This is a genomic window from Pseudomonas sp. NBRC 111130 (assembly GCF_001320485.1).
Classification (GTDB): Bacteria; Pseudomonadota; Gammaproteobacteria; order Pseudomonadales; family Pseudomonadaceae; genus Aquipseudomonas; species Aquipseudomonas vlassakiae.
Window position 1 is genome coordinate 69,979 of the sequence record NZ_BCBG01000106.1, and the last position, 16,393, is coordinate 86,371.

Consider the following 16,393-nt stretch of genomic DNA (forward strand, 5'->3'; position numbering starts at 1 on the left):
TGATAAAGCAAAGACGCGCCCACGGCGCGCCGTCCAATGCTACAGAATGCCTGCCACTGCTGCCCGGTGACCTCACCGGGCATTTATTGCAAAGTGTGTTGCTCGACAAACACTTGCGGCTCCATGCCTTCGCGACTGACCAGGCGATTCAACTCGACCCTGGGCAGGCGAACACTCAGCAGGCTGCGCCCTTCTTCGTCATGCTCTTCACTCTGCACGGCACCCAGGGCAAAGAATTGCGCGCGCAAGCGGGCAAAACGCTGCTCCAGACACAGGGTACCGACAAACAGATCATCCCCCAGCAACTCGGCAATCGCCTGGCCGACCAGCTCCAGGCCACGTCCATCTCGTGCCGACACCCAGACCCGCTGCGGCTTGCCATCGGCATCGCGCTGAATCTGTGGCTCGACATCTTCGAGCAGGTCGAGTTTGTTATAGACCTCAAGGATCGGCAAGCTTTCGGCACCAATCTCGCCCAACACGGCCAGCACTTGCTCGATCTGCTCCATGCGCTCTGGCTCATGGGCGTCGATCACATGCAGCAGCAGGTCCGAGTTGCTCGATTCTTCGAGCGTAGCCCGAAATGCCTCGACCAGCTTGTGCGGCAGGTGGCGAATGAAACCCACGGTATCGGCCAGCACGATCGGCCCCAGGTCGGCCAATTCGAGCCGGCGCAGGGTCGGATCGAGCGTGGCGAACAACTGGTCCGCCGCGTAGACCTCGGATTCAGTCAGGGCATTGAACAGCGTGGACTTGCCGGCGTTGGTATAGCCGACCAGCGACACCGACGGGATATCCGCGCGCTTGCGGCCACGACGGGCCTGCTCACGCTGGCTGCGCACCTTTTCCAGGCGCCCCTTGATCTGGCGGATACGTACCCGCAACAGACGGCGGTCGGTTTCCAGCTGGGTTTCACCCGGGCCACGCAAGCCAATCCCCCCCTTTTGCCGCTCAAGGTGAGTCCAGCCGCGCACCAGCCGTGTGCTCATGTGGTCGAGCTGGGCCAGTTCGACCTGCAGCTTGCCTTCATGGGTACGCGCCCGCTGGGCGAAGATATCGAGGATCAGCCCGGTTCGGTCAAGCACGCGACACTCGAAGACTCGCTCGAGGTTGCGCTCCTGACTGGGCGTGAGGGTGTGATTGAAAATCACCAGGTCTACCTGTTCGGCTTTGACCAGGTCGCGCAACTCCTCGACCTTGCCGCTGCCAATCAGGTATTTGGCCGTAGGCTGATGCCTGGCTACCGTGGCCAACGAGACGATGTCGGCTCCGGCCGACAGTGCCAGTTCCTGAAACTCCTGCGGGTCTTCGCGCGCCTCAGGGTTCTGACCTTCCAAGTGAACGAGCAACGCTCGCTCACCACCACCGTGGCGCTCAAAGAACAATGCAGGCTCCTATCAGGCGTTGCCTGGCTCGCTGTCGCCGTGTTCGGAATCGGACGGGCTTGGCAGGCGAACCGGACGGGCAGGTACCACGGTCGAGATGGCGTGCTTGTAGACCATTTGGCTGACGGTGTTCTTCAGCAGCACCACGAACTGGTCGAAGGATTCGATCGAGCCCTGCAGCTTGATCCCGTTGACCAGATAGATCGATACCGGGACCTTTTCTTTTCTCAGTTGGTTCAAGTAAGGGTCTTGTAGCGAATGCCCTTTTGACATATGCCGCACTCCTGTAAGGATAAATAGAAAAATCAGAAAAATTGATAAGTCAGGCCGCCCCTTCGCAAGAATAGACGGCAATCAGCAGGGACTCAGCTCAATATGGAGACCGCCCCAAGGTATTTCAAGGTGCGGGACAGATTGTCGCAGGCCAGGCTGTCAAGCCAGTGCACGCCAGGCCAGCCACGCAACCAGGTGAACTGCCGCTTGGCCAGCTGTCGAGTGGCAATGATACCGCGTTCACGCATCTCATTCTCAGTCAGCTTGCCGTCGAGGTAGTCCCAGACCTGTCTATAACCCACTGCCCGTATAGACGGCAGCCCGGCGTGCAAGTCACTTCTGGCTCGCAACGTTCGGACCTCATCGACGAAGCCCTGTTCCAGCATCTGCGAAAATCGTAGCGCAATTCGCTTATGCAAAATGTGACGATCCGCAGGCGCAATCGCCAAACTCGCGACAGTATAGGGCAAATGCCCGCCAGCGCCTGCGTCTGCGGCGCGACTTTCCGCGAATTGACGCTGGCGATGGGCAGTCATGCTCTCGCCACTCACCCGGTAGACCTCGAGCGCCCGGATCAGCCGCTGTGGGTCGTTGGGGTGAATGCGCGCCGCCGATTCGGGGTCGACCTCGGCCAATTGCCGGTGCAACTCGGCCAGGCCCAGCGCCTCGGCCTGGGCCTCGAGCTCTGCGCGCACGGCGGCATCGGCCGCCGGCATGTCCGCCAAGCCTTCGATCAGCGCCTTGTAATAAAGCATGGTGCCGCCGACCAGCAGCGGAATCTTGCCGCGCGCGGTGATATCGGCCATCGCCTCCAGGGCGTCAGCGCGAAACTGCGCGGCCGAGTAGCTTTCAGCCGGGTCGCGGATATCAATGAGCCGGTGCGGGTAGGCCGCCAGAATCTCTTTGGAAGGTTTGGCCGAACCAATATCCAGGCCGCGATAGACCAGCGCCGAATCGACACTGATCAGCTCGCAAGGCAGGACCTTGGTCAGCTCGATGGCGAGGTCGGTCTTGCCGGCCGCCGTCGGGCCCATGAGGAATATCGCAGGGGGTTTGCCGCTCATGTCATCGACCGCGCAGGAATAGTTTGTCCAGGTCGTCCAGGCCCATCTGGGTCCAGGTCGGACGGCCGTGGTTGCACTGGCCGCTGCGCTCGGTGTTTTCCATGTCGCGCAGCAAGGCGTTCATCTCGGGAATGGCCAGGCGCCGGTTGGCGCGCACGGCACCGTGGCAGGCCATGGTGCCAAGCAGTTCGTTGAGGTGCGCCTGGATGCGGTCGCTGGTGCCGTACTCCATCAGGTCGGCGAGCACATCCTGAACCAGGCGATTGGCCTCGGCCTGCTTGAGCAGTGCCGGAATCTGGCGGATCGCCAGCGTCTCGGGCCCCAGGCGCTGCAGCTCGAAGCCCAGGCGCTGGAACCACTGGCCATGTTCCTCGGCACAATCAGCCTCACGCTGGCTCAGCGCCAGGGTTTCTGGCACCAGCAATGGTTGGCCGCTGAGGCCTTCGCTGGCCATGGCCACCTTGAGCCGCTCGTACATGATGCGCTCGTGGGCAGCGTGCATGTCCACCAGTACCAGGCCAACGGCGTTCTCGGCAAGGATGTAGATACCCTTTAGTTGCGCCAGGGCATAGCCCAGCGGCGGGATGTCACCCTGGCTTTCCGGCAGTGCCGAAGAGGCTGAAGTGCCCTCGTTCAGTGGCTTGTAGAACTCGCGGTAGACCGCTTGGGACTCGGCGACCGGCAGCGGCTGCGCCGGGCGCGGGGTGTACTGGTACTGGTAACCGGCGCCACTGCCGCCATTGGAAATGGAACGCTGCGGCTGTTCGAGCACTGGCGAGGCCAGGCGCATTTCACCCTGCGGGCCGAACTCGCCGACTTGCAGCCCTGTCGGGCGAACCACTTCAGGCACGGCAGCAGGCGCGGCCAGCTGATCTTCAGGGCGCACGTCAGCCAGGGCACGGTGCAGCGTGCCATAGAGGAAGTCATGCACCGAGCGGCCTTCACGGAAGCGCACCTCGTGCTTGGTCGGGTGCACGTTGACGTCGACGCCGTTCGGCTCGAGCTCAAGGAACAGCACGAACGTCGGGTGCCGGCCGTTGAACAGTACATCGCGATAGGCCTGGCGCACGGCATGGGCGACCAGTTTGTCGCGCACCGCACGGCCATTGACGAAGAAATACTGCAAGTCGGCCTGGCTGCGCGAGAAGGTCGGCAGGCCGACCCAGCCCCACAGTCTCAGGCCATTGCGCTCGACGTCGATGGGCAGCGCCTGCTCCATGAAACCCGGGCCGCAAATCGCGCCCACCCGCCTTGCCCGGGCAGCTTCGTCATGCGCCTCATGCAGGCTGAGGATGCTCTTGCCGTTGTGGCGCAGATGGAAGCCGACATCGAAGCGGGCCAGGGCCAGGCGGCGGATGACTTCCTGCAGGTGATCGAATTCGGTCTTTTCGGCCTTGAGGAACTTGCGCCGGGCCGGGGTATTGAAGAACAGGTCGCGTACTTCCACCGAAGTGCCGACCGGATGTGCGGCGGGTTGCACGCGCGGGGTCATGTCGCGGCCTTCGGTCTCGACCTGCCAGGCCTCACTTGCGCTGGCGGTGCGCGACGTGAGGGTCAGGCGCGCCACCGAGCTGATCGATGCCAGCGCCTCACCCCGAAAGCCCAGGCTCAATACGCCTTCGAGGTCTTCCAGTTCACGAATCTTGCTGGTGGCGTGACGGGCCAGGGCCAGCGGCAGGTCATCGGCGGAAATGCCACTGCCATCGTCACGCACCCGGAGCAGTTTCACACCGCCCTGCTCGACCTCCACGTCGATGCGCCGGGCACCGGAGTCCAGGCTGTTTTCCAACAGTTCCTTGGCCACCGATGCCGGCCGCTCGACCACCTCACCCGCAGCAATCTGGTTAGCCAGCCGCGGGCTGAGCAGCTGGATGCGCGAACCACCACTCATTGCGCAGCCAGCGTGGTAGCGGGAATATCGAGGTGCTGACCGACCTTCAGCTCATCGGTCTTGAGGCTGTTGGCGCTGCGCAGGCTGGTTACGCTGACCTGATAGCGCACGGCGAGCATCGCCAGGGTTTCGCCGGGGCGGACTGTGTGCTCACGCGGCCCCTGGGCAATCTTGCCGCTATCACGCAGCCAGGCGATATAGGTGCCTGGCGGCGGGTTCTGCTGGAAGTACTGGCGCACGCCGGTATGAATCGAGCGCGCCAAGGCCTGCTGATGGCTGGCGGTGGCCAGCTTGGCCGCCTCGTTGTTGTTCGAGATGAACCCGGTTTCAACCAGGATCGATGGGATGTCCGGCGACTTCAACACCATGAAGCCTGCCTGTTCCACCCGTTGCTTGTGCAGCGAGGTGACACGCCCCATGTTGCCGAGCACCTTTTGCCCGACGTTCAGGCTGGAACTCAACGTGGCCGTCATCGACAGGTCAAGCAGTACGCCCGCCAGCATACGGTCCTTGTCGTCGAGGCTGACGTTGCCAGCGCCCCCGATCAGGTCGGAACGGTTTTCCGTGTCGGCCAGCCAGCGCGCGGTCTCGGACGTTGCACCACGGTCGGACAGGGCGAACACCGAGGCACCAAAGGCGGCGCGCGACGGTGCGGCGTCAGCGTGGATCGAGATGAACAGGTCGGCACCCTTCTTGCGGGCGATCTCGGTACGTTTGCGCAGCGGGATGAAGTAATCACCGGTGCGCGTCAGCTCGGCGCGGTAGCCCTTTTCGGTGTTGATCTGGCGCTGCAGTTCCTTGGCGATCTGCAGCACGATGTCTTTTTCGTGCTGGCCACGCGAGCCGGATGCACCCGGGTCTTCGCCGCCGTGACCGGCATCGATGGCGACCACGATGTCACGCTTGCCACTCGGCACCGGCGGCAGCTTTATTGCCGGCTGAGCCGGGCTCACCGGTACTGCAGGCGTGGTTGCCGGAGTCTGTACCGGCGTGGGCGGCGGGGTCGGTGCAGTGGCGGCTATGGCGTCGGCTTCCTGGTCATACAGGTCGACCACCAGGCGGTTGCCGTACTGGGCATTGGGCGCCAGGGTAAAGCTCTTGGGCGTGACCGACTTTTTCAGGTCGACCACCACACGCAGGTCGGTAGGGGTACGTTGGGCCGAGCGCACGCTGCTGATCGGGGTGTTTGCGGTCGACACGTTCAGCGGCGCGGCCAACGTCGCGCCATTGATGTCGATCACCAGGCGGTCGGGTGCGCTGAGGGTGAAGACGCTATGCTGCACGGGGCCGGACAGATCGAAGACCAACCGCGTGTTGTCCGGCGCGCGCCACAGGCGCACGCTCTTGACTTGAGTGACGGCCAGAGCGTCAACGGTCACCGCTGTCAGCAGCAATCCAACGACAGCGACCAGTGCGCGTATGCGCATACCTACCCCACTTACTGTTTATAGTGTTCGGCCAGTGCGGTGCACCAGGCCTCGCCGCGAGCCCCCTGCGGCGTAAGGTCAAGCGAGCGGCCGCTCGCTTGGGGGCTTATGGTAATGGTCAGGTCGGGCTTTGGCAAAACGCCCGCACCCTTTTGTGGCCATTCGAACAGGCACAGTGGGTCACCTTCGAAATAGTCACGAATCCCCATGAACTCCAGCTCTTCCGGATCGACCAGGCGATACAGGTCGAAATGGAAGGCGCGCACCTCACCGATTTCGTAGGGTTCTACCACGGTGAACGTAGGACTTTTCACTGCACCAGTATGGCCCAGCCCACGAATCAGGCCACGCGAGAGGGTGGTCTTGCCCGCCCCCAGGTCGCCTTCCAGAAAAATCACGCCGCGACCGCCGGTCACCTCGGCCAGTTTTGCGCCGAACGCGACCGTGGCCGCTTCATCGGCCAGCAACAGGGTTAAGCCAGACACGCAGAATGCTCCTCCAACAACTCACGAATGACCGGCGCCAGATCACTGGCTGCCAGGCCTCTACCTTTGACGCCCAGGCGCTCCCCTGCACAGGCGTGCAGCCATACGCCCAGGCCCGCCGCGCTCCAGGCGTCCAGCCCTTGGGCCAGCAACGCCGCCAGCACGCCGGTGAGCACGTCCCCCAGCCCGGCACCGGCCATCGCCGGATGCCCCCGCTCGCACAGCGCCAACTGGCCGGTCGGGTCCGCCACCAGGGTGCCGGCGCCCTTGAGCACGCAGACACTGGCATAGCGCCGCGCCAGCTTGCGCGCCGCACCTGGGCGATCAGCCTGCACTGCCTCGGTGGATATGCCTAGCAGCCGCGCCGCCTCGCCCGGGTGCGGGGTAAGGATGCTGCCGCTGGGCAGCGCCAGTGGTGTGCGTGCCAGCAGGTTCAGCGCGTCGGCATCCCACACCTGCGGCCGCTCGGCATTGGCCACCGCAGACAGCAGGCTGCGGCCCCAGGCGGCCTGGCCCAGGCCGGGGCCCACCACCAGCACCGAAGCACGCTCCAGCACACCGATCAACTGATTGGCCGACTCGACCCCCAGGCACATGCTTTCCGGCATGCGCGCCAGCCCGGCCACGACGTGCTCCGGGCGTGTCGCCACACTGACCAGCCCGGCACCGCAGCGCAGCGCGGCCTCGGCACTGAGCAGCACGGCACCACCGGTGCCCAGGTCGCCACCAACGACCAGCACATGGCCGAAGTCGCCTTTATGGGCATGCGCATGACGCGCCGGCAGGCGGGCGACGGTCACGCTGCTGAGCAGTTGCGGGGCGTTGCTGGGGTGTTTGGTCTGCGGCATGGGGTCAAAGGCTCCAATGTCTGGCAGAATTATACGCACCTGAGCCCGTATTGCCTGCCTATCCATGTCCGCCTGTACTCCTGACCTCGCCCAACTGGCCCAATCCATCAAGATCTGGGGTCAAGAGCTGGGTTTTGCCCACGTTGGTATCGCCGGGGTCGACCTTGGCGAACACGAACAGCACCTGCAACGCTGGCTCGACGCGGGCTACCAGGGTGAAATGGAGTACCTCGGCGCCCATGGCAGCAAGCGCGCACACCCTGACCAGCTGATTCCAGGCACGGTACGCGTGGTCTCGCTACGCATGGACTACCTGCCGGGCGACACGCAAATGGCACAACGCCTGGCCCAGCCGGAAAAGGCCTACGTGTCGCGCTACGCCCTGGGCCGCGACTACCACAAGCTGGTGCGCAAGCGCGTGCAGTTTCTGGCAGACCGCATCCAGGAAGCGATCGGCCCGTTCGGCTACCGCGCCTTCGTCGACAGCGCCCCGGTGCTGGAGAAGGCCCTGGCCGAGCAGGCCGGGCTGGGCTGGATCGGCAAGAACACGTTGCTGCTCAACCGCAAGGCCGGCAGCTACTTCTTCCTGGCCGAACTGTTCGTCGACCTGCCGCTGCCGGTGGACGAAGCGCATGCCAGTGAACACTGCGGGCGCTGCCAGGCATGCCTGGACGTCTGCCCGACCCAGGCTTTCGTCGGGCCCTACGTGCTGGATGCGCGGCGCTGCATCTCCTACCTGACCATCGAGTTGCGCGGGCCCATTCCAGTAGAGCTGCGCTCGATGATGGGCAATCGCGTGTTTGGCTGCGATGACTGCCAGATCGTCTGCCCGTGGAATCGCTTTGCCAATTACAGCCAGGAGCAAGACTTCCAGCCGAGGCATGGGTTGGAGAATGCCGAGCTGGCCGAGATGTTCCTCTGGGACGAGCGCACCTTCCTGCGCAAGACCGAAGGCGGGCCGTTGCGGCGGGCGGGGTATGAGCGGTTCTTGCGCAACCTGGCGGTGGGGCTGGGTAATGCGCCTTCGACGATTCCGGTGATCGAGGCGTTGAAGGCGCGGCGGGAGGATGAGTCCGAACTGGTGCGCGAGCATGTGGAATGGGCGCTGACGCAGCACGGCGCCCTGTAGGAGCGGGCTTGCCCGCGAAGAAGACGGCGCGGTGCATGGCACCGGCTCTGCCGGTGTTCGCGGGCAAGCCCGCTCCCACAGAGAATGCGGAGCGCCTGGATACAGGGATTATTGCTGGTCGTTGTAGTGAAACTTGGGCATTTCCCAGTGGAAACGGATCGCCAGCAAACGCACCAGGAAACCGCCGAACAAGGTCAGCAGCATCGCCTGCTCCGCCGGTAGCTTGAAGTAAACGCAACCCAGGTAGAACCATGCCGCCGCGAACGACACGCTGGCGTACAGCTCGCGACGGAACACCAGAGGGATGTCGTTGCAGAAGATGTCCCGCAGGATCCCGCCAAACACCCCGGTGATCACCCCGCTGATCGATGCCACCAGCATGCCCTGCCCCATCTCCAGCGCGGTCATGCAGCCAATCAGGGTGAAGGCCACCAGGCCCAGGGCATCCAGCACCAGGAACAGCGAACGCAAACGGCGCATCATCGGCGCGATGAAAATCGTCAGCAGCGCGGCGAAGCTGGTCAGCACCAGGTATTCCGGGTGCTTCACCCAGGTCAGCGGGTAATGCCCCAGCAGCACGTCGCGCACCGAGCCGCCACCCAGGGCAGTCACGCAGGCGATCAGCACGACGCCAAACCAGTCCATGCCGCGACGGCCGGCGGACAGGGCACCGGTCATGGCTTCGGCGGTAATGGCGATCAGGTAGAGCATCAACAACATGGCGCGGGTCCGTACGGAAAAGGCGCGCAGTCTAACCAGTTGCCCGAGGCACCAAAAGAGGGCGCAAGCACAATGCCTGCGCCCTTTCGGCTCATACCTTGATGAAATGCTCGCGGTAGTGACGCAGTTCGGCGATCGACTCGCGGATATCGTCCAGCGCCAGGTGGGTGCTGCCTTTCTTGAAACTGTCCCGCACATCCGGCGCCCAGCGCGCGGCCAGCTCCTTCAGGGTGGAAACATCGAGGTTGCGATAGTGGAAGTAGTTTTCCAGGCCGCGCATGTGCCGATAGAGGAAGCGGCGATCCTGGCAGATGCTGTTGCCGCAGATTGGCGACTTGCCTTTGGGCACCCATTGTTCGAGGAAGGCGATGGTCTGCGCTTCGGCTTCGGCCATGCTGATCTTGCTGTCACGCACGCGCTGGGTCAGGCCCGAGGCACCGTGGGTGCGGGTGTTCCACTCGTCCATGCGCGCCAGCACTTCATCACTGTGGTGGATGGCGATCACCGGGCCTTCGGCCAGGGTGTTCAGCTCGCTGTCGGTGACGATGGTGGCCATCTCGATGATGACGTCGTGGTCCGGATCCAGGCCGGTCATTTCCAGATCGATCCAGATCAGGTTCTGTGGGTTCTGCATGAAGGGCTCCTCGTATAGGCCGTCATATTAGCCTAGCGACGCCGGCCTGCGCATGCGCGGCGCAAAGGTAACCAGAATGGTCTGCGAGCGGGCGTGCTAAACTGCCTGCCGTTTTCAACTTGCCCCACCTTTGGAAGGTCCATGGCCAAACGCCAGCTCAATCGTCGCCAGAACTGGCGTATCGAAAAAATCCAGAACGAACGCGCCGCTCGCGCCGCCAAACGCGAGCAGCACGTGCTGCAAGAGCTGGAGGGCGGGGATCTGGGGCCGGAACAACTCGGCCTGGTGATCGCTCACTTCGGTGTGCAGGTCGAGGTAGAAGCCCAGGACGGCGAAGCTGCCGGCCAGGTATTTCGCTGCCACCTGCGGGCCAACCTGCCGGCACTGGTCACTGGCGACCGCGTAGTCTGGCGCGCCGGCAACCAGGGCATCGGCGTGATCGTCGCGCAGATGCCGCGCAGCACAGAACTGTGCCGTCCGAACAACCACGGCCAGCTCAAGCCGGTCGCGGCCAACGTCGACCTGATCGTGATCGTCTTCGCCCCGGCGCCGGAGCCACACCCGAACCTGATCGACCGTTACCTGGTGGCCGCTGAGCACGCCGGCATCCGCCCGCTGCTGCTGCTGAACAAGGCCGACCTGATCGACGACCAGAACGGCCCTGGCCTGCATGCGCTGCTAGAGGTCTACCGCGAACTGGGCTATCCGCTACTTGAGGTCTCCGCACACCACGGCGACGGCATGCAACGCCTGCAGCAGATGCTCGACGGGCACATCAGTGTGTTCGTCGGCCAGTCGGGCGTGGGCAAGTCGTCGCTGGTCAATAGCCTGCTGCCGGATGCCGGCACCCGCGTGGGCGAGCTGTCCGAATGGTCTGGCCAGGGCCAGCACACCACCACCACGGCACGCCTGTATCACTTCCCTAACGGCGGCGACCTGATCGACTCGCCGGGCATCCGCGAATTCGGCCTCGGTCATGTCAGCCGCGACGACGTGGAAGATGGCTTCATCGAGTTTCGCGACCTGTTCGGTACCTGTCGCTTCCGCGACTGCAAGCATGATCGCGAGCCCGGGTGTGCACTGCTCAAGGCACTCGAAGAAGGCCGTATCAAGCCGCAGCGGATGAACAGCTACCGCTCGATCATCGCCAGCCTGCCAGAAGACAGCTTCTGATCTGCAAGGAGGAACCTGAGGGCACTGTGTGCCCCCAGTGCTACTGGTCCTTTTGCTCATCCATCTTCAAGGTTCCATCCTCGAAGATATTCAGCTTCTGGCGCAGCTCACGCGGCTGCATCGGCGCCTGGGCAGCAGCATCACCTGTCGTCGGGGCTGTCGGGGCTGCTGCCCCGGGCGCCGCACCTGCAGGCGAAGCTGGTTGCGCTGGCGCCTCGGGCGCGCCCTGCTCACCCTCGATGCTGCGCTGCGCCTTCTTGGTCAGGACGATGATGTCGATACGGCGGTTGACCGGGTTGAACGGATTCTTGCGGTCGAACAGCGATGACGAGGCATACCCCACCACCCGCGCCACCTGGCCGTCCGGGTAGCCACCGGCAACCAGGGCTCGACGGGCGGCGTTGGCGCGGTTGGCCGACAGCTCCCAGTTACCGAAATCGCCGGTGCCGGAGTACGGCTTGGCATCGGTGTGCCCGCTGATACTGATCTTGTTCGGCACCGCCTTGATGGTGTCGGCCATGGCCAGCAGGATGTCCTCGAAATACGGCTGCAGGCGCGCACTGCCGATGTCGAACATCGGCCGGTTCTCAGCGTCCATGATCTGGATGCGCAGGCCGTCCTGGGTGATCTCGAACAGGATCTGGTCCTTGAACTTCTGCAGCTGCGGGTTTTCCTCAACCTTGTTCTGCAGTTCCTGCAACAGCAGTTCGAGGCGCTCGCGCTCGACCTGTTCGGCCATGGTCTCGACCTGGTCCTTATCCAGCTGGATGCTGGTATCAGGCGTAGGTTCGGACTTCATTTCCGGGTTGATAGTCTTTTCCGGCGCCATCTGCGGCGAGCCGCCCAGGTCGATGACGTAAGGCGTACCACTTTCGGAAAAACCGATCGGGTCCTTGAAGTAGCCGGCAATGGCGATCTTTTGTTCAGGCGTAGCCGTGGATAACAGCCACAGCACCAGGAAGAACGCCATCATCGCCGTGGCAAAGTCGGCGAAGGCGATCTTCCAGGCACCGCCATGGTGCCCGCCACCGAAGCGCTTGACGCGCTTGATGATTATCGGCTGATTGTTCTCCATGACTCAGCGACCGCGAACCGCTTGTTCCAGCTCGGCGAAGCTTGGGCGATGCTTCGGATACAGCACCTTGCGCCCGAACTCGACGGCCAGCGAAGGTGGCATGCCGGAAGCCGAGGCCACCAGCGAGGCCTTGATCGACTCATAGAGATTGAGCTCTTCCTTGGCATCGTGCTCAAGGCACTTGGCCAGCGGGCCGAAGAAACCATAGGCGGCGAGAATACCGAAGAAGGTACCGACCAGCGCCGCACCCACGTGCAGGCCGATCGACTTCTGGTCACCATCACCCAGCGATGCCATGGTCACCACGATACCCAATACCGCCGCGACGATACCGAAGCCGGGCATGCCATCGGCGATGCCGCTGACGGCGTGAGACGGGTGCTCGAGCTCTTCCTTCATGCTCAGCAGCTCCATGTCGAACAGGCCTTCGAGCTCATGGGGCGCCATGTTGCCGGTGGACATGATGCGCAGGTAGTCGCAGATGAACGCGGTCATGCGCTCATCGCCCAGTACTGCCGGGTACTTGGCAAAGATCGGGCTGGCGGCGGCGTCTTCGATATCGCTCTCGATCGCCATCATGCCTTCGCGGCGGCTCTTGTTGAGGATTTCGTACACCAGGCCCAGCACTTCCAGGTAGAACGTATGGGTGAAGCGAGAGCCGAACATCTTCATCGACTTCTTGATTACATGCATGGTCATGTAACCCGGGTTGGCCTGCATGAAGGCGCCAAAGGCTGCACCGCCAATGATCAGCACTTCGAACGGCTGGATCAGCGCCGCGATCTTGCCGTGGGAGAGTACATATCCGCCGAGCACGCTCGCGAATACGACGATGATGCCGATAATTTTAGCCATAGGATCAAAGCACTTGCTGTCGTGGTCAGGGAGAGGGACGGGAGCTTTAAAACTCTTCTTCTACTTATCGGCAGAACTGCGCCAGACTATAGCCACTCAAAGCGAAAAGCCAGTTCGGACTGATGTCAAAATGCCAATGGAATCCAAGGTGCCCACTCAGAATCCGCGTACCCTAGAGGCCTGGGTCAAGCTGCTCGATGGTGTTCGCGTGCCGGTACCCAAGCAGAGTTACGACCGGGTAATGGCCGCGATCAACGACAGTCGCCGCTCGTTGCGCGACATCGCCGAACTGATGCAGGACAGTCCCGCCCTGGTGCTGTCGGTGATGCGCGAGGCCAACCACCCCGCCAACGCCAGCCAGGCCGAACCGGCTGAAAGCCTGGAAATTGCCCTGAACCGCCTGGGCCTGGCACGTAGCAGGGAACTGCTGATGCGCCTGCCTGCCGTACCGGAAGACGACATCCCGCCGGTGCTGCGCCAATTCCTGTTGATCAGCCAGCATGCCGCACAACAGGCCAGCGGCCTTTTCGCCAGCCGCCTGGCGCGCCTGTGGCAGGAAATCCACTGGGGCAGCCTGCTGTTCCTCGCCCCTCTGTGGCCACTGGCCCTGGCCTACCCCAAGCTGCTTGACGCCTGGGAGCTGCGGGTCATCCACAAGGGCGAAACCGCAGCCGACGTGGAGCAGGAACTGTTCGGCGTGCGTATCTTCGCCCTGTGCCAGGCAATGGCCGAACACTGGCGCCTGCCCAAATGGGTGACCCAAGGCTATCGCCTGCTGCTCGAAGAACGCGAGCAGTTGGCCTCGGTACTGAGCATCGCCCGCGAAGACGACCTGCTCAACCAGCAGCATCGCCTGGACGAGGCGCCCGGATTGCGCCGCTGGTTCAACGAACCGGCCAACACCGTACTGCTGGCCAACAACCTGGCGCTGGCAGCCCAGGTCGGCTGGGACAACCCTCATTTGTTGCGCTGGCAACTGCTGACCGCGCTCTACCTGCAAACCTCACTGGAAGACGTGCAGCAGCAGGTGCACCAACAAGCCGCCGCCAGCGCCCGGCGTCACGCCAGGCATGCACTGTTCCATCCGGCCGAAGCGCTGATCTGGCCTTGGCAGCAGCGTCGCCCGCACCCGGACATGCTCACGCCACCACCACCCTCCAGCGACGACCTCGGCCGCTGGCGCAAGTTGTGCCAGGCGTTGTTGGCGCAACCCAGCCCGTTCACCAACGCCGTGCACCTGGCTACCCAGGCGCGCGAAGCCATGCTCGCCTGCGGCATGCAGCGCATCATGCTACTGACGCTGGACCGTGCCAGCGACCACCTGCGCGTGCAGCAGACCGCCGGCCTGCCCCAGGAGGCCGCCGCCATGGACTTGCCCTTGGCGCAAAACAAACTGTTGCAAAAGCTCATGAGCAAAGCCGGCCAGTTGCGCCTGACGCCCGACAATCACGCCAAGTTATCGGCACTGCTACCGGCACCGTTGCAGGCACTGTTCCGCAGTGAGCACCTGCTGCTGCGATCACTGGCAGTCAGCGGCCAAGTACTGATGCTGGCCGTGGCCGACCAGGGCGGCAAGCCGCTGGCCGATGTCAGCGTGCAAGCCTTCGGCAAGACTTCGCAATGTATCGAGCATGCCTTGGCGGTGTTTGCCAACCGCGGCGCCTGAGCCTTGCGCTACAATCGCCCCTCTTTCCACACTGGAGACCGTGGATGACTGACTTTTCCGGCCTGCCTTTGGTGATCGAAGCCGCAGACCTGCTGCCGCGCCTGGGTTCATCCCAGTTGATCCTGGTCGACCTGAGCAGCGCCAACCGCTATGTCAGCGGCCATATCCCTGGCGCCCGCTTCGTCGAAGGCAAGCGCACCCAGCTCGGCCAGCCGCCGGCGCCCGGCTTGCTGCCGGCCCTGGGCGATCTGGAAAAGCTGTTCAGCGAACTGGGCCACCGTGACGATGCCGTCTACGTGGTATACGACGACGAAGGTGGCGGCTGGGCCGGGCGCTTCATCTGGCTGCTCGATGTGATCGGCCATTCGCGCTACCACTATCTCAATGGCGGCATCCAGGCCTGGCCGGCGGACAGGCTCTCCACCGACGTGCCAACGCCGGGCAATGCCCCCGTGCATCTGCAACTGCATAGCGAACCGACTGCCACCCGTGAGTACCTGCAAAGCCGCCTGGGCGAAAAAGACCTTGTGATCTGGGATGCCCGCGGCCCACAGGAATTCAACGGCGAAAAAGTCCTGGCTGCCAAGGCCGGGCACATTCCCGGTGCCGTCAATTTCGAGTGGACGGCCGGCATGGACCTCAACGACCATCTGCGCATCCGCAAGGACATCGCTGAAGTCCTGCAACAATTGGGCATCACGCCGGACAAGGAAGTCATCACCCACTGCCAGACCCACCGCCGCTCCGGTTTCACCTACCTGGTGGCCAAGTCCCTCGGCTACCCACGCATCAAGGCCTATGCCGGCTCGTGGAGCGAATGGGGCAACCACCCGGACACGCCTGTCGAAGTTCAAGGACCATCAACCCAATGAAATCCCGTCTGTTCATCCTCAGCCAGTACCTGCTGCCGCACCATCTGCTGTCGCGCCTGGCTGGCTGCGTCGCCGAGTGCCGTGCGCGCTGGTTCAAGAACGCCTTCACCGCCTGGTTCGCCAAGCGTTACCAGGTGAACATGAGTGAAGCACTGGTCGAAGACCTCACCGCCTACGAGCACTTCAACGCCTTCTTCACTCGCGCCCTGAAACCCGGTGCACGCCCGCTCGACGAAACCCCGGGCGCCATCCTCTGCCCGGCCGATGGTGCGGTCAGCCAACTGGGCCCGATCGAACACGGGCGTATCTTCCAGGCCAAGGGCCACAGCTTCAGCGCGCTCGAGTTGCTTGGCGGTGACCCGGCCCTGGCCGCGCCGTTCATGGGCGGCGAGTTCGCCACCATCTACCTGTCGCCGAAGGACTACCACCGCGTGCACATGCCGCTGGCCGGCACCCTTCGCGAAATGGTCTACGTGCCAGGCCGCCTGTTCTCGGTCAACCAGACCACTGCCGAAAACGTTCCTGAGCTGTTCGCCCGCAACGAGCGTGTGGTGTGCCTGTTCGATACCGAGCGCGGCCCGATGGCGGTGGTGCTGGTGGGTGCCATGATCGTCGCTTCGATCGAAACCGTGTGGGCTGGCCTGGTCACCCCGCCGAAGCGCGAACTCAAGACCTTCCGTTACGACGAAGGCAGCCGTGCACCGATCCACCTGGAAAAAGGCGCCGAACTGGGCCGTTTCAAACTGGGTTCGACCGCCATCGTGCTGTTCGGGCCTGAGCAAGTGAAGTGGGCCGAGACCTTGGGCGCAGGCTCTGCAGTGCGCATGGGTGAGCTGCTGGCGAGTCCTGCCCAGGCTTGACCCTGAAAACAAAAAAAGGCCCTGCATGCACATGCA

General features: G+C 63.5%; 16 protein-coding genes. 5 read left to right on the plus strand and 11 right to left on the minus strand.

Annotated elements, in window-relative coordinates:
* Positions 1–83 precede the first annotated feature (83 nt).
* The 7 genes from hflX to APH33_RS25800 form a co-directional block, all read right to left on the minus strand.
* On the minus strand, positions 84–1,385 hold the full coding sequence (gene hflX / locus APH33_RS25770) for a ribosome rescue GTPase HflX (RefSeq protein WP_054887863.1): 1,302 nt from the start codon (positions 1,383–1,385) through the stop codon (positions 84–86).
* A 12-nt stretch (positions 1,386–1,397) separates the two neighbouring features.
* Positions 1,398–1,658, minus strand: coding sequence for an RNA chaperone Hfq (gene hfq, locus APH33_RS25775; protein WP_027920748.1), 261 nt, complete (start codon positions 1,656–1,658; stop codon positions 1,398–1,400).
* A gap of 92 nt (positions 1,659–1,750) precedes the next feature.
* Entirely contained in the window at positions 1,751–2,722 is a 972-nt protein-coding gene (gene miaA, locus APH33_RS25780; RefSeq protein WP_054887864.1) for a tRNA (adenosine(37)-N6)-dimethylallyltransferase MiaA, read from the minus strand.
* A gap of 1 nt (position 2,723) precedes the next feature.
* Complete coding sequence (gene mutL, locus APH33_RS25785) at positions 2,724–4,613, minus strand: DNA mismatch repair endonuclease MutL (protein ID WP_054887865.1); 1,890 nt, start codon at positions 4,611–4,613, stop codon at positions 2,724–2,726.
* Positions 4,610–6,040 (minus strand): N-acetylmuramoyl-L-alanine amidase, encoded by a 1,431-nt coding sequence (locus tag APH33_RS25790; RefSeq protein WP_054887866.1) that lies wholly within the window; start codon positions 6,038–6,040, stop codon positions 4,610–4,612. The genes mutL and APH33_RS25790 overlap by 4 nt, the downstream gene beginning before the upstream one ends.
* An 11-nt stretch (positions 6,041–6,051) precedes the next feature.
* Entirely contained in the window at positions 6,052–6,525 is a 474-nt protein-coding gene (gene tsaE / locus APH33_RS25795; RefSeq protein WP_054887867.1) for a tRNA (adenosine(37)-N6)-threonylcarbamoyltransferase complex ATPase subunit type 1 TsaE, read from the minus strand.
* Positions 6,513–7,373, minus strand: a complete 861-nt coding sequence (locus APH33_RS25800) for an NAD(P)H-hydrate dehydratase (protein ID WP_054887868.1) — start codon at positions 7,371–7,373, stop codon at positions 6,513–6,515. Before APH33_RS25800 ends, tsaE begins: the two co-directional genes overlap by 13 nt.
* A 64-nt stretch (positions 7,374–7,437) precedes the next feature.
* On the opposite strand from APH33_RS25800, the gene queG reads away from it, so the two are divergent.
* Entirely contained in the window at positions 7,438–8,502 is a 1,065-nt protein-coding gene (gene queG / locus APH33_RS25805; protein ID WP_054887869.1) for a tRNA epoxyqueuosine(34) reductase QueG, read from the plus strand.
* Between the two features lie 108 nt (positions 8,503–8,610).
* On the opposite strand, the gene APH33_RS25810 is transcribed toward queG, so the two are convergent.
* Both APH33_RS25810 and orn read right to left on the minus strand, forming a co-directional pair.
* Entirely contained in the window at positions 8,611–9,222 is a 612-nt protein-coding gene (locus APH33_RS25810) for a trimeric intracellular cation channel family protein (protein WP_054887870.1), read from the minus strand.
* Positions 9,223–9,313: 91 nt separating this feature from the next.
* Positions 9,314–9,856 carry an oligoribonuclease gene (orn, locus tag APH33_RS25815; RefSeq protein ID WP_054887871.1) on the minus strand — a complete coding sequence of 181 codons (543 nt, stop codon included), beginning with the start codon at positions 9,854–9,856 and terminating at the stop codon, positions 9,314–9,316.
* 141 nt (positions 9,857–9,997) lie between these two features.
* Between orn and rsgA the strand changes: the two genes are divergently transcribed.
* Positions 9,998–11,029 carry a small ribosomal subunit biogenesis GTPase RsgA gene (rsgA, locus tag APH33_RS25820; protein WP_054887872.1) on the plus strand — a complete coding sequence of 344 codons (1,032 nt, stop codon included), beginning with the start codon at positions 9,998–10,000 and terminating at the stop codon, positions 11,027–11,029.
* 40 nt (positions 11,030–11,069) lie between these two features.
* Here rsgA and motB read toward each other — a convergent pair whose 3' ends face one another.
* Both motB and motA read right to left on the minus strand, forming a co-directional pair.
* Positions 11,070–12,104 (minus strand): flagellar motor protein MotB, encoded by a 1,035-nt coding sequence (gene motB / locus APH33_RS25825; RefSeq protein ID WP_054887873.1) that lies wholly within the window; start codon positions 12,102–12,104, stop codon positions 11,070–11,072.
* Between the two features lie 3 nt (positions 12,105–12,107).
* Positions 12,108–12,959: a flagellar motor stator protein MotA gene (gene motA, locus APH33_RS25830; protein ID WP_054887874.1), complete on the minus strand. Its 852-nt coding sequence runs from the start codon at positions 12,957–12,959 to the stop codon at positions 12,108–12,110.
* 130 nt (positions 12,960–13,089) lie between these two features.
* Between motA and APH33_RS25835 the strand changes: the two genes are divergently transcribed.
* The 3 genes from APH33_RS25835 to asd are packed head-to-tail and all read left to right on the plus strand — an operon-like array spanning position 13,090 to position 16,357.
* Positions 13,090–14,625 carry an HDOD domain-containing protein gene (locus APH33_RS25835; protein WP_054887875.1) on the plus strand — a complete coding sequence of 512 codons (1,536 nt, stop codon included), beginning with the start codon at positions 13,090–13,092 and terminating at the stop codon, positions 14,623–14,625.
* Positions 14,626–14,669: 44 nt separating this feature from the next.
* On the plus strand, positions 14,670–15,497 hold the full coding sequence (locus APH33_RS25840; RefSeq protein ID WP_054887876.1) for a rhodanese-like domain-containing protein: 828 nt from the start codon (positions 14,670–14,672) through the stop codon (positions 15,495–15,497).
* Entirely contained in the window at positions 15,494–16,357 is an 864-nt protein-coding gene (gene asd, locus APH33_RS25845; RefSeq protein ID WP_054887877.1) for an archaetidylserine decarboxylase, read from the plus strand. The genes APH33_RS25840 and asd overlap by 4 nt, the downstream gene beginning before the upstream one ends.
* The last annotated feature ends 36 nt before the right edge of the window (positions 16,358–16,393 follow it).

What these genes read in the sequence shown, in the direction of transcription:
- APH33_RS25790 (WP_054887866.1), bottom strand. Translation starts at nt 6,040, where the DNA reads ATGCGCATACGCGCACTGGTCGCTGTCGTTGGATTGCTGCTGACAGCG.
- APH33_RS25835 (WP_054887875.1), top strand. Translation starts at nt 13,090, where the DNA reads ATGCCAATGGAATCCAAGGTGCCCACTCAGAATCCGCGTACCCTAGAG.
- asd (WP_054887877.1), top strand. Translation starts at nt 15,494, where the DNA reads ATGAAATCCCGTCTGTTCATCCTCAGCCAGTACCTGCTGCCGCACCAT.
- APH33_RS25800 (WP_054887868.1), bottom strand. Translation starts at nt 7,373, where the DNA reads ATGCCGCAGACCAAACACCCCAGCAACGCCCCGCAACTGCTCAGCAGC.
- motA (WP_054887874.1), bottom strand. Translation starts at nt 12,959, where the DNA reads ATGGCTAAAATTATCGGCATCATCGTCGTATTCGCGAGCGTGCTCGGC.
- motB (WP_054887873.1), bottom strand. Translation starts at nt 12,104, where the DNA reads ATGGAGAACAATCAGCCGATAATCATCAAGCGCGTCAAGCGCTTCGGT.
- miaA (WP_054887864.1), bottom strand. Translation starts at nt 2,722, where the DNA reads ATGAGCGGCAAACCCCCTGCGATATTCCTCATGGGCCCGACGGCGGCC.
- mutL (WP_054887865.1), bottom strand. Translation starts at nt 4,613, where the DNA reads ATGAGTGGTGGTTCGCGCATCCAGCTGCTCAGCCCGCGGCTGGCTAAC.
- APH33_RS25840 (WP_054887876.1), top strand. Translation starts at nt 14,670, where the DNA reads ATGACTGACTTTTCCGGCCTGCCTTTGGTGATCGAAGCCGCAGACCTG.
- queG (WP_054887869.1), top strand. Translation starts at nt 7,438, where the DNA reads ATGTCCGCCTGTACTCCTGACCTCGCCCAACTGGCCCAATCCATCAAG.
- orn (WP_054887871.1), bottom strand. Translation starts at nt 9,856, where the DNA reads ATGCAGAACCCACAGAACCTGATCTGGATCGATCTGGAAATGACCGGC.
- hfq (WP_027920748.1), bottom strand. Translation starts at nt 1,658, where the DNA reads ATGTCAAAAGGGCATTCGCTACAAGACCCTTACTTGAACCAACTGAGA.
- rsgA (WP_054887872.1), top strand. Translation starts at nt 9,998, where the DNA reads ATGGCCAAACGCCAGCTCAATCGTCGCCAGAACTGGCGTATCGAAAAA.
- APH33_RS25810 (WP_054887870.1), bottom strand. Translation starts at nt 9,222, where the DNA reads ATGTTGTTGATGCTCTACCTGATCGCCATTACCGCCGAAGCCATGACC.